General features: G+C 68.6%; 11 protein-coding genes and 1 pseudogene. 2 read left to right on the plus strand and 10 right to left on the minus strand.

Annotated elements, in window-relative coordinates; translation table 11 throughout:
• Nucleotides 1–212 precede the first annotated feature (212 nt).
• Nucleotides 213–1,103, minus strand: a complete 891-nt coding sequence (locus tag KN815_RS09140) for an aminoglycoside phosphotransferase family protein (protein ID WP_216341272.1) — start codon at nucleotides 1,101–1,103, stop codon at nucleotides 213–215.
• A 288-nt stretch (nucleotides 1,104–1,391) separates the two neighbouring features.
• Between KN815_RS09140 and acnA the strand changes: the two genes are divergently transcribed.
• Complete coding sequence (gene acnA, locus KN815_RS09145; RefSeq protein ID WP_301184560.1) at nucleotides 1,392–4,103, plus strand: aconitate hydratase AcnA; 2,712 nt, start codon at nucleotides 1,392–1,394, stop codon at nucleotides 4,101–4,103.
• Between the two features lie 669 nt (nucleotides 4,104–4,772).
• Here the strand turns inward: acnA and KN815_RS09155 are convergent.
• The 9 genes and pseudogenes from KN815_RS09155 to KN815_RS09195 all read right to left on the minus strand — a co-directional run.
• Nucleotides 4,773–4,949 (minus strand): annotated as a pseudogene (locus KN815_RS09155) (IS1380 family transposase); the annotation flags it as partial.
• Nucleotides 4,950–5,141: 192 nt separating this feature from the next.
• Nucleotides 5,142–5,525, minus strand: a complete 384-nt coding sequence (locus tag KN815_RS09160) for a hypothetical protein (protein WP_216341253.1) — start codon at nucleotides 5,523–5,525, stop codon at nucleotides 5,142–5,144.
• A gap of 192 nt (nucleotides 5,526–5,717) precedes the next feature.
• Complete coding sequence (locus tag KN815_RS09165; protein WP_253208851.1) at nucleotides 5,718–6,794, minus strand: integrase; 1,077 nt, start codon at nucleotides 6,792–6,794, stop codon at nucleotides 5,718–5,720.
• Nucleotides 6,795–7,050: 256 nt separating this feature from the next.
• Nucleotides 7,051–7,902 carry a class II fructose-bisphosphate aldolase gene (locus KN815_RS09170; RefSeq protein WP_216341254.1) on the minus strand — a complete coding sequence of 284 codons (852 nt, stop codon included), beginning with the start codon at nucleotides 7,900–7,902 and terminating at the stop codon, nucleotides 7,051–7,053.
• A 95-nt stretch (nucleotides 7,903–7,997) separates the two neighbouring features.
• Nucleotides 7,998–8,948 (minus strand): DMT family transporter, encoded by a 951-nt coding sequence (locus tag KN815_RS09175; RefSeq protein ID WP_216341255.1) that lies wholly within the window; start codon nucleotides 8,946–8,948, stop codon nucleotides 7,998–8,000.
• A complete protein-coding gene (locus tag KN815_RS09180; protein WP_216341256.1) occupies nucleotides 8,945–9,937 on the minus strand; it encodes a BadF/BadG/BcrA/BcrD ATPase family protein in 993 nt (330 codons plus the stop codon). Before KN815_RS09180 ends, KN815_RS09175 begins: the two co-directional genes overlap by 4 nt.
• 49 nt (nucleotides 9,938–9,986) lie before the next feature.
• Nucleotides 9,987–11,144 (minus strand): SIS domain-containing protein, encoded by a 1,158-nt coding sequence (locus KN815_RS09185; protein WP_216341257.1) that lies wholly within the window; start codon nucleotides 11,142–11,144, stop codon nucleotides 9,987–9,989.
• Entirely contained in the window at nucleotides 11,141–12,436 is a 1,296-nt protein-coding gene (locus KN815_RS09190) for a D-tagatose-bisphosphate aldolase, class II, non-catalytic subunit (RefSeq protein ID WP_216341258.1), read from the minus strand. Before KN815_RS09190 ends, KN815_RS09185 begins: the two co-directional genes overlap by 4 nt.
• Nucleotides 12,437–12,613: 177 nt before the next feature.
• Nucleotides 12,614–13,402, minus strand: a complete 789-nt coding sequence (locus tag KN815_RS09195; protein ID WP_216341259.1) for a GntR family transcriptional regulator — start codon at nucleotides 13,400–13,402, stop codon at nucleotides 12,614–12,616.
• Between the two features lie 430 nt (nucleotides 13,403–13,832).
• On the opposite strand from KN815_RS09195, the gene KN815_RS09200 reads away from it, so the two are divergent.
• A complete protein-coding gene (locus tag KN815_RS09200; protein WP_216341260.1) occupies nucleotides 13,833–15,908 on the plus strand; it encodes a glycoside hydrolase family 36 protein in 2,076 nt (691 codons plus the stop codon).
• The last annotated feature ends 163 nt before the right edge of the window (nucleotides 15,909–16,071 follow it).

Below are 16,071 nucleotides of genomic sequence, written 5' to 3' on the forward strand. Positions count from 1 at the left end.
CAGTATCGCGGGGGCCGGGGTGGCTCAGTTCCGAACTCGGAGGTGACCGGGGCAGGTTCGGGCCCGGCCGTCGTCCGTTCCGGGGCCGTCGGTCGCGTCCGCGCACATGCTCATGGCCTCAGGTCTAACGCGGAACGCCGCCCTCCGGGGCCCTTACGGCAAGCGGTCACCCTTACCGGTGAACGCCGGGGAGTGCTGGTGAGCAGGTGCTCTCACCGGGTCCACGCGAGCAGTTCATCGATCACCGGCTCCGCACCACCGTTACCGAGGTGGGCGTTACCGAGGTGGGCGATGGCCGCGAACGGGGCGATCACCTGGCTCCAGGCGTGGAGCCGGTCGCCATCGAGCCCGCACGTCGCCGCCACGCGCGCGCAGCGGGTCTCGACGCCCTCCAGCCCGGCGCCGGCCACGACGTAGTCCACGGCGTCGAAGCATGGATCACCCACACATGCCTTCGGATCGATGGCCATCAGACCGCGCTCCGCACCACCGTCGAGCACATTGCCCAGGTGCAGGTCACCGTGGAGCAACACGGTGGTCGCTTGCGTGTCCAGCAGCCGCTCGCACCGCCGGATGGCCCGGTCCCACGCGGTGGCATCGAGACGTGCACCGATCGCGGGCTCGGACAGCCGCCTGCCGACACGGGCGAACGCCTCCTCGCACCGGCCGCGCAGCATCCGCGGCGGCCGCGGATGCGGAGCGACCCCGTGCAACGCGGCGAGCAACTCCGACCACTGCCCGGGAAGCGAGGCGGCGGGCATGTCCTCCGCCATCGTTCCGGGCACGATCTCTTCCAGCACCATCGCGCCCGCGTCCTCGTCGACGGCCAGCACGGCGGGCACCCGGCCCGAGGCGGCGAACCACCCCAGCATTGCGGCCTGCTCGACCAGAAGGGCCCGATCCGGACTGAGCTTCAGCACCGCGGGCGTGCCGTCGGGCCATTGGCACCGCAATGTGATGGACGAAGCACCGTCCGGGAGGGATTCGCCGAGGGAAAGGCCCCAGTGGGACGTCGACCGTGCGATCAGGTTCGGCGCATCGGCGCACCATTCGGCGACCTGTGGACCGAATCGACGAACCAGCCGCGTAGTGACACTGTCCACATCCACCGATAGTCGTTTCACCCGGGCCAGTCTGCCGCTCCCGGCCGCCGCGCCGAGCGCGCATCGCCATACCCATGCCCCGGGGGCGCGCTCGCACCCGGGCGGGGCATGACCGCGCGGGGGCGATGTACTAGAGTTATCTCGACATCGAGATACCTGCTGGAAGACGCATCGCCGCCCCGCATTGGTAAGGCTTACCTAACTTAGCCATACCTTAGCGGATCGGCGCGGGCATGTGACGGCAGCATTGCGGTGGTACGCGCGAAATCATGCATGAAGGAGACTGTCGTGTCGGCGAACAGCTTCGACGCCCGCAGCACCTTGCAGGTGGGCGACGAATCGTACGAGATCTTCAGGCTGGACAAGGTCGAGGGGTCGGCCCGGCTTCCATACAGCCTGAAGGTGCTGCTGGAGAACCTGCTCCGCACCGAGGACGGCGCGAACATCACCGCCGACCACATCCGCGCCCTGGGCAACTGGGACTCGCAGGCCCAGCCCAGCCAGGAGATCCAGTTCACGCCGGCCCGCGTGATCATGCAGGACTTCACGGGCGTGCCGTGCGTGGTGGACCTCGCCACCATGCGTGAGGCCGTCAAGGAGCTCGGCGGCGACCCGGCGAAGATCAACCCGCTGGCCCCGGCCGAGCTGGTCATCGACCACTCCGTCATCGCGGACAAGTTCGGCACCAACGACGCGTTCGCGCAGAACGTCGACCTGGAGTACGGCCGCAACAAGGAGCGCTACCAGTTCCTGCGCTGGGGCCAGACCGCCTTCGACGAGTTCAAGGTCGTCCCCCCGGGCACCGGCATCGTCCACCAGGTCAACATCGAGCACCTGGCCCGCACCGTCATGGTCCGGGGTGGCCAGGCATACCCGGACACCCTGGTCGGCACCGACTCGCACACCACCATGGTCAACGGCCTCGGTGTGCTCGGCTGGGGCGTCGGCGGCATCGAGGCCGAGGCCGCGATGCTGGGCCAGCCGGTCTCCATGCTGATCCCGCGCGTCGTCGGGTTCAAGCTGACCGGCGAGCTGAAGCCCGGCACCACCGCCACCGACCTCGTGCTGACCATCACGGAGATGCTCCGCAAGCACGGCGTCGTGGGCAAGTTCGTCGAGTTCTACGGTGAGGGCGTCGCCGCCACCTCCCTCGCGAACCGCGCCACCATCGGCAACATGTCGCCGGAGTTCGGCTCCACCGCCGCGATCTTCCCGATCGACGACGAGACGCTGAAGTACCTTCGTCTGACCGGCCGTGACGAGCAGCAGGTCGCGCTCGTCGAGGCGTACGCCAAGCAGCAGGGCCTCTGGCTGGACCCGGCCGCCGAGCCGGACTTCTCCGAGAAGCTGGAGCTCGACCTCGCCACGGTCGTCCCCTCCATCGCCGGCCCGAAGCGTCCGCAGGACCGCATCGTCCTGGCCGACGCCAAGGAGCAGTTCGCGCTGGACGTCCGCAACTACGTCGCCGAGGACGAGGAGTCGGGCAAGGAGTCCTTCCCGGCTTCCGACGCCCCGGCCACCGCCAACGGTGTGCCGTCGCGTCTGACCACGGTCACGGCCCCCGACGGGACGACGTACGAGATCGACCACGGCGCCGTCACCGTCGCCGCGATCACCTCCTGCACCAACACCTCGAACCCGTACGTCATGGTCGCCGCGGCGCTCGTGGCCAAGAAGGCGGTCGAGAAGGGCCTGGCCCGCAAGCCGTGGGTCAAGACCACCCTCGCCCCGGGCTCCAAGGTCGTCACCGACTACTTCGACAAGGCGGGCCTGACCCCGTACCTCGACAAGGTCGGCTTCAACCTCGTCGGCTACGGCTGCACCACCTGCATCGGCAACTCCGGCCCGCTGCCGGAGGAGGTCTCCAAGGCGGTCAACGAGCACGACCTGGCCGTGACCTCGGTGCTCTCCGGCAACCGTAACTTCGAGGGCCGGATCAACCCCGACGTCAAGATGAACTACCTGGCGTCCCCGCCGCTGGTCGTCGCGTACGCCATCGCCGGTTCGATGAAGGTCGACATCACCAAGGACGCCCTGGGCACCGACCAGGACGGCAAGCCGGTCTACCTCGCGGACATCTGGCCCTCCGAGGCCGAGGTCAACGACGTCGTCGCCAACTCCATCGGCGAGGACATGTTCAACAAGTCCTACCAGGACGTCTTCGCGGGCGACGCCCAGTGGCAGGCGCTGCCGATCCCGACCGGCAACACCTTCGAGTGGGACCCGCAGTCCACCTATGTACGGAAGCCCCCGTACTTCGAGGGCATGACGATGGAGACGACCCCGGTCGCCGACATCGCCGCCGCCCGGGTGCTGGCCAAGCTGGGCGACTCGGTCACCACCGACCACATCTCCCCGGCCGGTGCGATCAAGGCCGACACCCCGGCCGGAAAGTACCTCACCGAGCACGGTGTCGAGCGTCGTGACTTCAACTCCTACGGCTCCCGCCGAGGCAACCACGAGGTCATGATCCGCGGCACCTTCGCCAACATCCGGCTGCGCAACCAGATCGCGCCGGGCACCGAGGGCGGCTTCACCCGCGACTTCACCCAGGCCGACGCGCCGGTGTCGTTCATCTACGACGCGTCGCAGAACTACCAGGCCGCCGGGACCCCGCTGGTCATCCTGGCGGGCAAGGAGTACGGCTCCGGCTCCTCCCGCGACTGGGCCGCGAAGGGCACCGCGCTGCTCGGCGTCAAGGCCGTCATCGCCGAGTCGTACGAGCGCATCCACCGCTCGAACCTCATCGGCATGGGCGTCCTGCCGCTCCAGTTCCCCGAGGGCGCCTCGGCCGAGTCGCTGGGCCTGACCGGCGAGGAGACCTTCGACATCACCGGCGTCACCGCGCTCAACGAGGGCGGCATCCCGGAGACGGTCAAGGTCAAGGCCGGCGGGGTGGAGTTCGACGCCAAGGTGCGCATCGACACCCCCGGCGAGGCGGACTACTACCGCAACGGCGGCATCATGCAGTACGTGCTGCGCCAACTTGTCGGTTCTTGAGCTGATGTGAACGAGCGCCCTGCCCCTGCATCTCGCGCGCGGGGGCAGGGCGCTCGCGCGCGACGGGGCGGGAGACGCGCCTGCGAGCATGATCGCACGCGATCTGTTCCCGGAGCGGATCTGCGCATCCTACGACGACGAAGAACCCCGCACCTGGTACCAGGTGCGGGGCTCTTCTGCCCTTGCGAGCGTGTGGCGAACGAGCGCCGCTAGGCGATGTGCTGCATCTGCGTGTCGTCGCCGCTCAGCCGGAGGATCGCGACGATGCGATCGACCTGCTCCGAAGTCAGCGGAGGAGCATCATCAGCAAGCCTCTCGCCAACCTTCGTCAGTGAGGCGATGACATTCGACGAGACTGACGTTCCACAAGTGGAGCACTCAACAGAAGGTGACTGAGGCTCTGTGGCCTCCCCAGGGTCTCTTGCATGATCGCGTTCTGCCCGGGTTTATCTGTGAGGCCGAGGGCCGTCAGAGGTCTGCGGCAGTCGCGGGCGGTGTGGCGTAGGGCGGCGCGATGTTGGTGTGGCCGTCCTGGCGGTGGACGCCGATGGCGAGGTTGCGCAGGCCGGCCATGATGCGTGGGAGGCGGCCGACATGGATCTTGGAGTCGTCCTCGCGGAAGGTGCGGTCGCGGACGTGGTGCGGAAGATTTTCCTGCGGCGTGCTGCCATCGGCCAGGCCGTCCCCGCCCGGGGCGGCCGCGAGCGCGGCATCCGGCAGGATCTTGCCCGGATCGTGCACCGCCCGGGCCGTGCGCCAGGGCACCCGGCCCGGCGGTATCGCCGCGTCCGGACCGGTCTTGCGGACCGTCTCCCTCAGCAGCGCCGGACCGGCCTGCGAAACCACGCCTCGGCCACCGCCCTCGACGCGGACACGGGAGGGGAGAGGGAGGGCCCGTTACGCTTCTTCACCTGGAAAGTGCCTCGGGCGGCGACGGGGACAAACACCTCAGTAATCCTCATTCTTGCTGGCCAGAGGCGCTTTCTGCGTTCGCGGTCACCGGTCGGGCAGCCCGCCTTGTGGAAGAGTGAGGTGGGTTCAGGGTTGTGCCTTGCAGGCCGCGCGAGCCGCGCCGACCACGGCGACTGCATCCTTGAGTGAGATGTTGAGCTTCTTCTTGGTCTCTCGGGTGACATTGACGGCGCTGCCGATGGCGCCGCCCACACCGCCGTTGCCGTCGGCGGCGCAGATCGCGTTGCCTTGCCTGACGAGTTCCTCGTCGCTGACCCCGGAGGGCTTGTTCTTGGTGTTCTCAAGGACGTTAAGGAAGATTTTCTGCCTGGCTCCGCGCAGTTCACTGGCACTGGAGGTGCCGGTAGTTGCCTGGTCCGATGAGCCGGACTCGCCATCGGTCGGGCCGCAGGCAGTCATGATGGCCATTCCCATGATCGCGACACCAGAGGCGACAAATTTTTTCGTCATTTGCTCTTGAACTCCCTGCACCAGTGAATCGCCGTTAAGACGCAACCCGCACCGGCAAGGAGGGAGCCCGCTAATGCCTGGCACTTTGCAGCCCATTCGAGGAAGACGTAATCTTTCTCCTCGGCGTTCGTGACAATGGATCCGACACCCAGGATAATCATGACTATTCCTGCTCCCATGTCACCTAAGCGCTCACACTGCACTGAAGTTGCAGAAATACTGTACAAGCGAAAGGCAGGGGGAGGTACGGCCTTGACGCGGCAGTGGAAATTTCATTCCCAGGTACAAGGCCGGGTACATCTTTCGATGTATTCCTTCGGGGGTGGTGTGTGGACGCGGACGGTATGGCGCATCTCCGCGTCCGCGCACCCAGGTCACCGAGATCAAGGTCCGGTCCGGCAGCTCCCTGCGGCAAGTCTGTATCCAGCGCTCCATGAGCGAGTTCATCGGCGGTACTCGAATGCCGGTGGTGACGACCTTCACGCCGGCATCGGTCATCAGGGCGTCGAAGGCGGCCGTGAATTTCGGGTCGCGGTCGCGGATGAGGAACTTCGCCTTGCTGTCTGCGTCCTCGAGGTCCATGAGGAGGTTGCGTCCGAGCTGGACGATCCACTCCGCCGTGGGGTGTGCGGTGGCGCCGAGGATCCGGATGCGCCTGGTTGTGTGCTCGATGACGGCGAAGACGTACAGGCGGGCTCCGGTCAGAGTGTGCACTTCAAAAAGATCGCAAGCGAGTAGAGCTTCGGCCTGGCTGCGGAGGAAGTCCGCCCAGGTGGTGCTCTGCCGTTCGGGTGCGGGTGGGGTGCCGTGTTGGCGGAGGATTTCCCAGACGGTGAAGGCGGCGATCTTGATACCCAGTGCTGCGAGTTCGCCGTGGATCCGGCGATACCCCCACGAGGCGTTCTCCTTGGCCAGGCGCAGGACCAGGGCGCGGATCGATGGGATCGTGCGTGGGCGTCCGCGTCGTCTGGGCACGCAGGTTGCGGCATGGCGCTGCCTGAGCAGGTTGCGATGCCAGCGCAGGACCGTGTCGGGGCGGACCAGGAGCAGAAGGTGCCGCAGTCTGTCTTTGGGGAGGTGGTGGAGCAGGCCGGCGAGGATGGCGCGGTCTGTGTCGGTGAAGGTCGGCTTGCCGACCTGGCGTTGCAGGACCAGCAGTTGGTGCCGGAGTACGAGGATCCCGACGTCCTTTTCCCTGTCGCTCATCGGCAGGAGGCGTAGGAACGCCAGGGCGTTGGTCGCGGCGAGGTAGGCCAGACGCAGCAGCACGACAGATCATGATGCCGCCGGGGCCCTGCGCTGGTGAAGACCCCGGGGTGAACCGTCGAGGAGAACCGAAGATCCGTGATCAGGCTCCCGACCTGCGTGGATGATTTATCGGCACCCGCAGACTCCAAGCACACCTGCTCGAACTCCTCGGCATCGACGAAACCCGCCCCCGCTGGCCGGATACCTAAACCCCATGTGCGAAGTACGGCACTAGGCGACATCAGGTGCGGGGAAAGCTTCGGCCCCGCTCAGCCGCTCAGCCACTCACCACACCGAGCAGGACCCGGACCGTCTCCGCCATCGTCTCCCGGCCCTGGGCGATGTAGGGGCGGGGGTCGGTCAGGTCGGGGCGCTCCGCCAGCGTCTCGCGGACCGCGCCGGTGAACGCGACGTTGAGAGCGGTACCGATGTTGATCTTCACGATGCCCGCCTGAACGGCTTGTCGCAGATCGTCGTCGCCGACGCCCGACGAACCGTGCAGCACCAGAGGTACGGGCACGGCCTCCCGCAGGCGTTCGATGAGCGCGTGGTCCAGGGTCGCGGAGCGTTCGGTCATCGCGTGGCTGCTGCCGACGGCGACGGCCAGGGCGTCCACGCCGGTGTCCGCGACATAGCGCGCCGCCTCCTGCGGGTCGGTGCGCACCCCGGCCGCGTGGGCGCTCGCGGGAGCGTCGGGCTTGCCGCCCACATAGCCGAGTTCGGCCTCCAGCCACAGGCCCGCGCCGTGGGCCCACTGGGTCGCGGCGCGGGTGGCGGCGAGGTTCTCGGCGTACGGCTGCGCCCCGGCGTCGAACATCGCGGAGGAGAACCCCGCGTCGGCCGCCGTGCGCAGCAGCCGCATGTCCGTCACGTGGTCCATGTGCAGTGCGACGTCGACGTCACAGGCCTTGCCGACCTCGGCCGCGGCCCGCGCGATCGGCTCGACCCGGCCGCCGTGGAACCGTACGGCGTTCTCGCTGATCTGAAGGATCACCCCCGGGGCGCCCGCGGCGGCCGCGCCGGCGGTGATCGCCTCGGCGTGCTCCAGCGTGATCACGTTGAACGCCGCGACGGCCCGGCCTGCGGCGGCGGCCTTCGAGACGAGGTCGCGCGTGGGAACCAGGGGCATAAAGGTGTCCCCTCGCTTTCATGTCGGTTCGGTGAGTACGGGCCGGTGTCGGCCCGTACCGCTACGTGGTTCGGCCGGTACGGATATGTGGGCGATCAGGACTTCTGCGGGACCGGACGCACGTCCGCGCCGTCGTCCGCCGCGCCCGGGGCCACGGAGTTCTCGCCGCTCTTCTCGTCGCTGTAGACCATCAGGGTCGAGCCCGCGAGGGCCAGCACGATACCGAGGGCGCCCCACACGTTCGGGAGCGTCCGGAAGACCGCCAGGGACAGCACGATGGTCAGCACCGGGGCCAGCGCGTTGGTGATGGGGGCGACGACCGTGGCCTTGCCCCGGCTGAACGCCATGACCAGGAACAACGCGCCGACCGCGTTGAGGACCTGCGTCACCGCGGTGAGTGCCGGCGCCTGCCACGGAGCGTCGGACGGGAATTCGCCCATCATCACGAACGCCACCGGAACCAGCAGCAGTCCGCTGATGGTCATCCAGCCGAAGGTCGTCGCGTCGTTGACCCCGACCACCGCGGCCTTGCGCATGCAGAACGCCTGCACGCCCCAGGCAACACAGATCAGGATGGCCATCAGCAGCCACGGGCCGTGCGAGTTCGAGTCGTCCTTGCCGCTGGGAATGCTGAGCAGCACGATCGCCGCCAGCGCCGCGACGACACCCACTAGGGCGAGCCGGTTGATCCGCTCCCGCAGCAGCGCCATCGCCATGAGGACGGTGACCACCGGGGAGAGCGACACCAGGGGGAAGATCAGGTACGCCGGGCCGTTGGCGAGCGCGTGGAACAGCAGGAGTTGGCCGCCGGCGCCGGTCAGTCCCGCGATCAGTCCGTACACGGCGGCGATCGGCCGGCGGTCGAACGTGTTGCCGCGCATCGCGAAGTACGCGGGTATGAGCATCGTGAAGGCCCAGATGATGTAGATCATCTCGTTGGGGTAGCCGTACCTGCTGTTCGGCTCGCTGGAGAAGGCGCCCCACACACCCCAGAACAGGACCAGCAGCGACGCGTACAGGATCCAGCTCTTCGTGCCTCTGTTCATCGGTCTTCCCCTCCTGAGGCAGAGATCCCGGAGGCCATGCGCAGCGCGTCGAGCGCGGGCTGGTCGAGCGGGGTTCCGGCGATTTTCGCCGCGTACAGGGCGGCACCTACGACGGGCTCGTACAGAGGGGGTCGCAGTTCGTAGTGGGTGAAACGACTCTTCAGTCCGGTGGCGAACGCCTCCAGAACCGCGTCCGCGCCGAAGGTGCCGCCCGAGCAGGAGACCGGTACGGTCTCGTCCGGGCCGAACTCCAGCCGCTCGCGGGTGACTTCGACGAGCAGGGCGAGTTCCCGGCCGGCCTCGGCGAGGATCGCCGAGGCGGCCTCGTCGCCCAGACCGGCCGCCTCGGCCACCGAGCGGCTGAGCGCGGCGATCCGGCCGCGGTCGCCCTGCCACTGGTTGTGGACGACGTCGATCACGTCGAGGTCGGACGCGAGATCCAGGCGGCGCCGGAACACCTCGGCCAGGGGGCCCTCGGGGAGCCGTCCGTCGCCCATCCGCGAGAAGGCGTTGAGGCCGCGGACCGCGATCCAGTGCGCCGATCCCTCATCGCCGAACATCTCGCTCCAGCCACCGACGCGCACGCCCCGGCCCAGCCGCTCGCCGTAGGTCATGGAGCCGGTGCCGCTGATGACGTTGATGCCGTCGACCGCGCCCAGTGAACCGGCCCAGCCGCAGATCATGTCGTTGTCGCAGGCGTAGCGGTCGTGTCCGAGCACGGCTCGCGGGGTCGCGTTCAGGACGGGCAGATCGCGGGCCGCCTCCCCGTAACCGGGCAAGCCGAAAAAGGCGTACTCGATGTCGGCGGGGGTCAGCTCGGCCGCCGCACAGACAGCGTCGACGCCTTCCCCCAGCACACGCTCGACGAGCTCGATGCCGTGGGAGAAGTAGTACGAACTTGCCGCCTGCGCTCGCGCCACGACTTGTCCGCCCCGGTCGACCAGGCAGAATGCGGTTTTCGTACCGCCACCGTCGACACCTAGGAACATCGTTGTACCTCCGTCCGGCGCCCTGGAGCCGCGCCGTTGATGCCTTTGATCAGTTGTGCAAGGAGTGCAGGGTCACGCCCTGCACGACGCGGTTGATCTCACCCGAGGGGAACGGGTTGTCGGCCCGCAGGCCCCGGGCCTGGGAGGCGCGCAGGGCGATGAGCTGGGCGTACACCACAGCGGACAGCGCCAGGGCGACGTCCTCGACGCCATCGAGGCCCGGCAGCGGCCAGGCGTCGTTGCCGTCCGCTTCCGCGTCGGGGCCCGCGGAGACTGTGACGACGCTGCCGGCGGGAAGATTTCCGCGCAGCTCCGCGGAGATGTCCTGGTCGTACTTGCGGGTGTAGGGGTCGTTCGACATGTACACCACGGCGACCGAACGGTCGTTGAGCACCGCCTTGGGGCCGTGCCGGAATCCCAGCGAGGTCTCCGAGACGGCCATGAGCCTCCCACCGGTGAGTTCGAGCACCTTCAGCGCCGACTCCTCGGCGAGGCCCTTCAGCGGGCCGCTGCCCAGGAAGACGATGCGCTCGGGCGCGCGGGCCACGAGGGCGCCGACGGTGCGGTCCACGGCGTCGCTCTCGCAGATCGACTCGACCGCCTCGGCCAGGCGTTCGGCGACCCCGTCGTAGGCGCTGCCGCCGAGAGCGAGCAGTGCCGCGAGCGTCATGCACGTGAAGCTCGACGTCATGGCGAAACCGCGGTCGTTGGACGCGGCCGGCATCAGCAGCACGTGGGACTTCGGCAGCTCCGCGTGCTCGCGGGCCAGGCGGCCCTGCTCGTTGCAGGTGATCACGAGGTGGTGCACCTCGGAGAGGACCTGGTCGGCCAGGGCGGTGGCGGCCACGGACTCCGGGCTGTCACCCGAGCGCGCGAAGGAGACCAGCAGCGTGGGAACGTCCTCGGCGAGACAGCCGCGGGGGTCGGCGACGAGGTCCGTGGTGGGGACCGCGTCGACGCGGCGTCCCAGGCGCCGGGCCAGGGCGGGCTGGAGCACCTGGCCGGCGAACGCGGAGGTGCCGGCACCGGTGAGTACGACGCGCAGGTCACCGCGGGCGACGAGCGGACGCACGAAGGCGTCAAGCGACTCCCGGGAGGCCGCGACGATCCGGTCGACCTCCCGCCACAGGGCGGGCTGCTGGGCGATCTCGCGGGCGGTGTGGGCGGCGCCGTCGTCCAGGGACAGGGTGCCGGAGGGCGTGGTCACACGTGCTCCATCAGGTGGGGGTGGGAGGCGCGGTCGTAGTCGCGCAGAACGTCGCGGACGTGGTCCACGGCCAGGTCGCGCGGCCGGGCGGCGAGCTCGCCGTGGCGGACGCGGGCGTACTGGAGTGGGAGGTGGGCGCTGAGCAGCGGCAGGGGGATGTCCACGGCCGAGAGGTTGTCCATCAGCCGGGCCTGGGCCTTTTCGATCTCAGGGTCGGGCCAGTAGTAACGCATCCGGTCGCTGTAGCTGTAGCGGCGGGCGAGGCGCTGCTCGGCAGCGCTGCCCGGGTAGTAGCCCTCCCACTTGGCGGGCTCGGCGAGCATCCGCTCCTCGACGACCTCGGGAAGGCGTGACCGCTCGGCGGCCGGGACCAGCTCGTCCTCGATCGCGGCGAGGGCGAACAGCGCCTCGCGCAGGGCGAAGGTCAGCCCGGGGCCCACCTTGAGGACCGCCCAGTGGTCCTCGACCAGCGCGGTGAGCGCCTCGGCGGTCTGGTAGTCGGTCGAGTGGGCCTCGTAGAGCATGGTGGGCTCGTCGTCGAGGACCTTGCGCAGCTCCTCGGTCAGCTCGCGCCGGTAGTCGACGACCTGCACATGGTCGAACTCGACGGCCGGCTGGACCACGAGGGCCATGACGCGCGGCCAGACCTCGTCGATGCCGTGCTGGGCGAACGCCTTGCGGTGCTGCTCCAGAGTGGTGCGCGCCGCCTCGGGCGTGGTCGGGACGAGCGCGTCGAGCGTCTCGTGCGCGCCGCCGGGTGTGGGCACCTCGGTACCGATCACGTACCGGATCCGCTCGGCCCGCTCGGGGCCGGCCGTCTCCTCGGCCACCCGGATCAGCCGCGCGGCGCGTTCGGCGACCACATCGTCGGTCAGCGGTACGGGGTCACCGGCGCAGGCGAAGCTGCAGTCCAGGTGGATCTTGGTGAAGTCCGCCGCCACGTAGGCGGCGACCAGGGCGTCGGCCCGCTCCATCGCCTCGTCGGGCGTCAGGGACTGCCACCGGTTCGGTCCGAGGTGGTCGCCGCCGAGAATCAGGCGGTCCAGTGGCAGACCACTTTCGGCGGCGATGCCGTACACGAGGTCGCGGAAGTCCGCGGGCCGCATGCCCGTGTAACCGCCGTACTGGTCGACCTGGTTCGAGGTCGCCTCCACCAGTACATGACCGCCGGTCTCTCGTGCTTGCACCACGGCTGCCTCGATGACCAGCGGATGAGCCGAACACACCGAGGTGATGCCCTGCGGCTGTCCGGCCTTCTGACGCCGGACCACCTCGCTCAATGGGCTCTGCATTGCCAACCCCTCACTCAACGTGTATCTCAAGCCGATGTGCCGTCATGGCCTGCGGCTCATTTCGGACAGTACTGGTCTTATTTGGGGTGGTCAATAGTCTTATTCTGGTATGCATCTGGTATTGCACAGCCGAACCGGCAGATCCGCGGCGATCGTCCAAGTCCGGCTGGTGATCGTTTAAGTCTGGTTGGTGATGGAGGCCCGGAACCGATAGCGGTCCCCCCGGTAGACCTGGACGGTCAGTTCGATCGGGCGTGATTCCTGGTTCGACGTCAGCTGGGTCGCGACGAGCATCGGCATGGTCTCCCCGATCTCGAACAGCTCGATCTCCCGTGGCGTCGGGTGGCGGGCCTCGACCGAATAGTCGGCGATGCGGGGCAGTTGCGGCGGGTCGGCGGCGCGCAGGGTGGCGTAGAGCGAGGCCGTATTGAAGTCGGTCTCGGCCAGGGCAGGGCAGGCCGCCAACGGAAGCCGGTTGTGCTCGAGCACGACGAGCAGACCGTCGAGGAAGCGCAGTCGGTGGAGGTCGAAGAGGTCGGCGCCCGGAGCGATCCGGAGCTGCTCGGCCTCGGACACCGTGGCCGGGCGAACGGTGGCGGAGAGCACCTTGCCGGCCGCCGTCAAGCCGTTGGCCTGCGCATAGTCGGCGAACCCCTGGACCTGTGGGGCCGCCGAGGCGGACGTCATCGTCGCCTCGGGGAGCAGACCGAGCTCGGCGACGAACCACCCGCGCGACGACGACGGCCGCACGATGCCCCGCGACTCCAATTGCGCGAGGGCCGCTCGCAGCGTCACGCGCGACACGGCGTACCGGTCGACCAGAGCCCGCTCGGAGGGCAGCCGGTCACCGGGGCGGGCGGCAGCGGCGCGCAGGTCGTCGAGCAACTGCGTGGCTGTGCGCTCGTACAACGGGAGGACGTCGTCACCGAACAGGCCTCTGGGCATCGACGTTCTCGCATCTGTCATACCAGAAGCATACCAATCCGATCGACGGCGCGAACCCTCGTCCAGGAGGTCCATCCGTTGACATGCCAGTCGAATACCGCTTACGTTCTCGAAGCAGGCCACCCGATGATGAAGAAGTCGCCCGTGAGCGACCTTCCGTTTCGCCGTGCCCCGGGCACCCGCCGGTGATCGAGGCAGCGTTGTCGCAGCTCACCGAGGATGCCCGCCCGCTACCGCCGGAGGCGACCGCGCACTGGGGTACCCGTTCGGACGATACGCCATCCCCCGACCCCAGCCCACCCACAGCGAAAACCGGTAGTAGACCAGGCATCGACCAGCCTTACGGACGGTCGCTTCGTCGCGAGCGTGCCGGCTCGACTTTGACGATCCACAACGACGGACAAAAGGCGGCTGCCCCAGTCGGGCACGCACGACCGAAAGAGAGTTCGACATGACGGACATGAACCGGCGAAGCGTACTGAAGGTGGCGCTGGGGGGTGCCGGCCTGGCCGCCTTCCCCACCGTGGCCATGGGCGCCTCACCCGCGGCCGCCGCACCGAACTCGGATCCTGACCTCGTCGGAGTCGGCGACACCTCCATCACCCTGGAGTTCGACGACCAACTGCGAAGCCGGGTGGCGCTCAAGGGTGTCGACCTCACCCGCTTCGACGCCGGCGAAGCCCTGCTGGTGGGCGGTAAGGCCATCGAGGCGTTCGCCTACCGCGGGCACCGGACCCGCGATACCCGGCACCCCCGCCACGGCGCGGGCGTCCGGGTGACGATTGAGGGCACGTCCAAGGAAGGCGTACAGAAGACGGTCGTGCTGACCTCCTTCGAGCGTCTTACCGGCATGATCGTGATGAAGGTGACCTACACCAACAGGTCCTCCACCGCGCTGAAGGTGACCGGGTGGCGCAACGGAGCCCACGAACTCCTGGAGACTCCCGGCGGCTTCTACACCTTCTCCGGTACCACGTACACGGACCGCCGCGACTGGGTGATGCCGGTGAAGGACGGCTATGTCCAGGAGAACTCGTTGGGGATGGACTCCTCCGACTACGGCGGCGGCACCCCGCTGGCGACCGTCTGGCGCCGGGGCGCGGGCCTCTCCGTCGGACATGTCGAGCCCGTGGCGACGGTCCTGCGCATGCCGGTCCGCAAGACGGACGCCGGAGCGAGCATCGCCATCCAGGACGACACCGCCCGCACCCTGAAGCCGGGCCGTCGGCTCAGCACCGACACCACGTTCCTGACCGCCCTCCCGGGCGACCACTTCGTGCCGCTCCAGCGGTACCGCGACTACATGAGCGACATCGGCCAGCGCGCCCCCAAGGTCCCCGCCTCGGCCTTCGAGCCCATCTGGTGTGCCTGGGGCTACGAGCGCGACTTCGCCACCGAGCAGGTCACCGGGGCGCTGCCGAAGGCGCACGAGATCGGTCTGCGCTGGGCCGCGCTCGACGACGGCTGGCAGACCAACGAGGGCGACTGGGACATCAACACGGCGAAGTTCCCGCGCGGCGAAGCGGACATGCGGGCCTTCACCAAGGAGATACGGGACGCCGGTCTGCGGCCGCGCCTGTGGTGGGCCCCGCTGGCGGCGGACCCCGACAGCAATCTGTTCCGGGACCGGCCCGACATGCTGCTGCTGGACCGCGACGGCAACAAGCAGGACGTCACCTGGTGGGACGCCTACACCCTCTGTCCGGCCTACCAGCCGACGGTGGACTACTTCGTCGAGCAGGCGAAGAGGTTCATCGGCGACTGGGGTTACGAGGGGCTCAAGATCGACGGCCAGCACCTCAACAGCGTCGCGCCCTGCTACAACCCGAAGCACCGGCACGCCCGCCCCGAGGAATCCACCGAGGGCGTGGCCCTGTTCTGGAAGGCGATCCACGAAGCCGCGCACGAGGCGAACCCCGACGCCCTCGTCGAGCTCTGCCCCTGCGGCACCGCCTTCGCCTTCCACAACCTGCCCTACGTCGACCAGTACCCCAGCTCGGACCCGGAGTCCTCCTACCAGGTCCGGAGCAAGGGCAAGTCGATGAAGGCGCTGATGGGCGCGGGCAGCAGCTACGCCGGCGACCACGTCGAACTGAGCGACGGCGGGAACGACTTCGCGTCCTCTTACGGGGTCGGAGCCGTCCTGTCGACCAAGTTCACCCTCCCCGGAACCGGAGCCCCGGACAAGGCGACCGACCTCACCCCGGAGAAGGCGGTCCTCTGGCGCAAGTGGGTGTCCCTGTACGAGAAGAACATGCTGTCCACCGGCGAGTACCGCGGTGAGCTGTACGACATCGGCTTCGACAAGCCCGAGGCGCATGTCGTGGCCAAGAAGCGGACCCTCCACTACGCCTTCTACGCCGACCAGTGGGACGGGACGGTCGAGCTGCGCGGTCTGGGCCGCACGCGGTACCGCCTGACCGACCCGTTCACCGGCAAGTCACTCGGAACTGCCACTGCTCAGCACAACACCGTGAAGCTGTCCTTCGAGCGGTTCCAGCTCATCGTGGCCGAGCCCATCGGCTGATCAGCCGGGGCGGCCGGGCGGCCGGGACAGCCGCCCGTTCCCCGCTCATCCGGCACTACGGAGGGGACCGGCCGCAGGCGTTCCGGGCCTATCTGCGTGCGGTGACCAACCTCGGCATCTCTTTCGGTGCCGTGCTGGCGGGCTGGTTGGTGCAGCTCAGCAG

The sequence above is a fragment of the Streptomyces niphimycinicus genome, assembly GCF_018883605.1.
In the GTDB taxonomy this organism is placed as follows: domain Bacteria; phylum Actinomycetota; class Actinomycetes; order Streptomycetales; family Streptomycetaceae; genus Streptomyces; species Streptomyces niphimycinicus.

Bases quoted from the DNA above. Each gene is read 5' to 3' on its own strand.
- KN815_RS09160 (WP_216341253.1), bottom strand. From the start codon at position 5,525: ATGACGAAAAAATTTGTCGCCTCTGGTGTCGCGATCATGGGAATGGCC.
- KN815_RS09170 (WP_216341254.1), bottom strand. From the start codon at position 7,902: ATGCCCCTGGTTCCCACGCGCGACCTCGTCTCGAAGGCCGCCGCCGCA.
- KN815_RS09175 (WP_216341255.1), bottom strand. From the start codon at position 8,948: ATGAACAGAGGCACGAAGAGCTGGATCCTGTACGCGTCGCTGCTGGTC.
- KN815_RS09180 (WP_216341256.1), bottom strand. From the start codon at position 9,937: ATGTTCCTAGGTGTCGACGGTGGCGGTACGAAAACCGCATTCTGCCTG.
- KN815_RS09190 (WP_216341258.1), bottom strand. From the start codon at position 12,436: ATGCAGAGCCCATTGAGCGAGGTGGTCCGGCGTCAGAAGGCCGGACAG.
- KN815_RS09195 (WP_216341259.1), bottom strand. From the start codon at position 13,402: ATGACAGATGCGAGAACGTCGATGCCCAGAGGCCTGTTCGGTGACGAC.
- KN815_RS09200 (WP_216341260.1), top strand. From the start codon at position 13,833: ATGACGGACATGAACCGGCGAAGCGTACTGAAGGTGGCGCTGGGGGGT.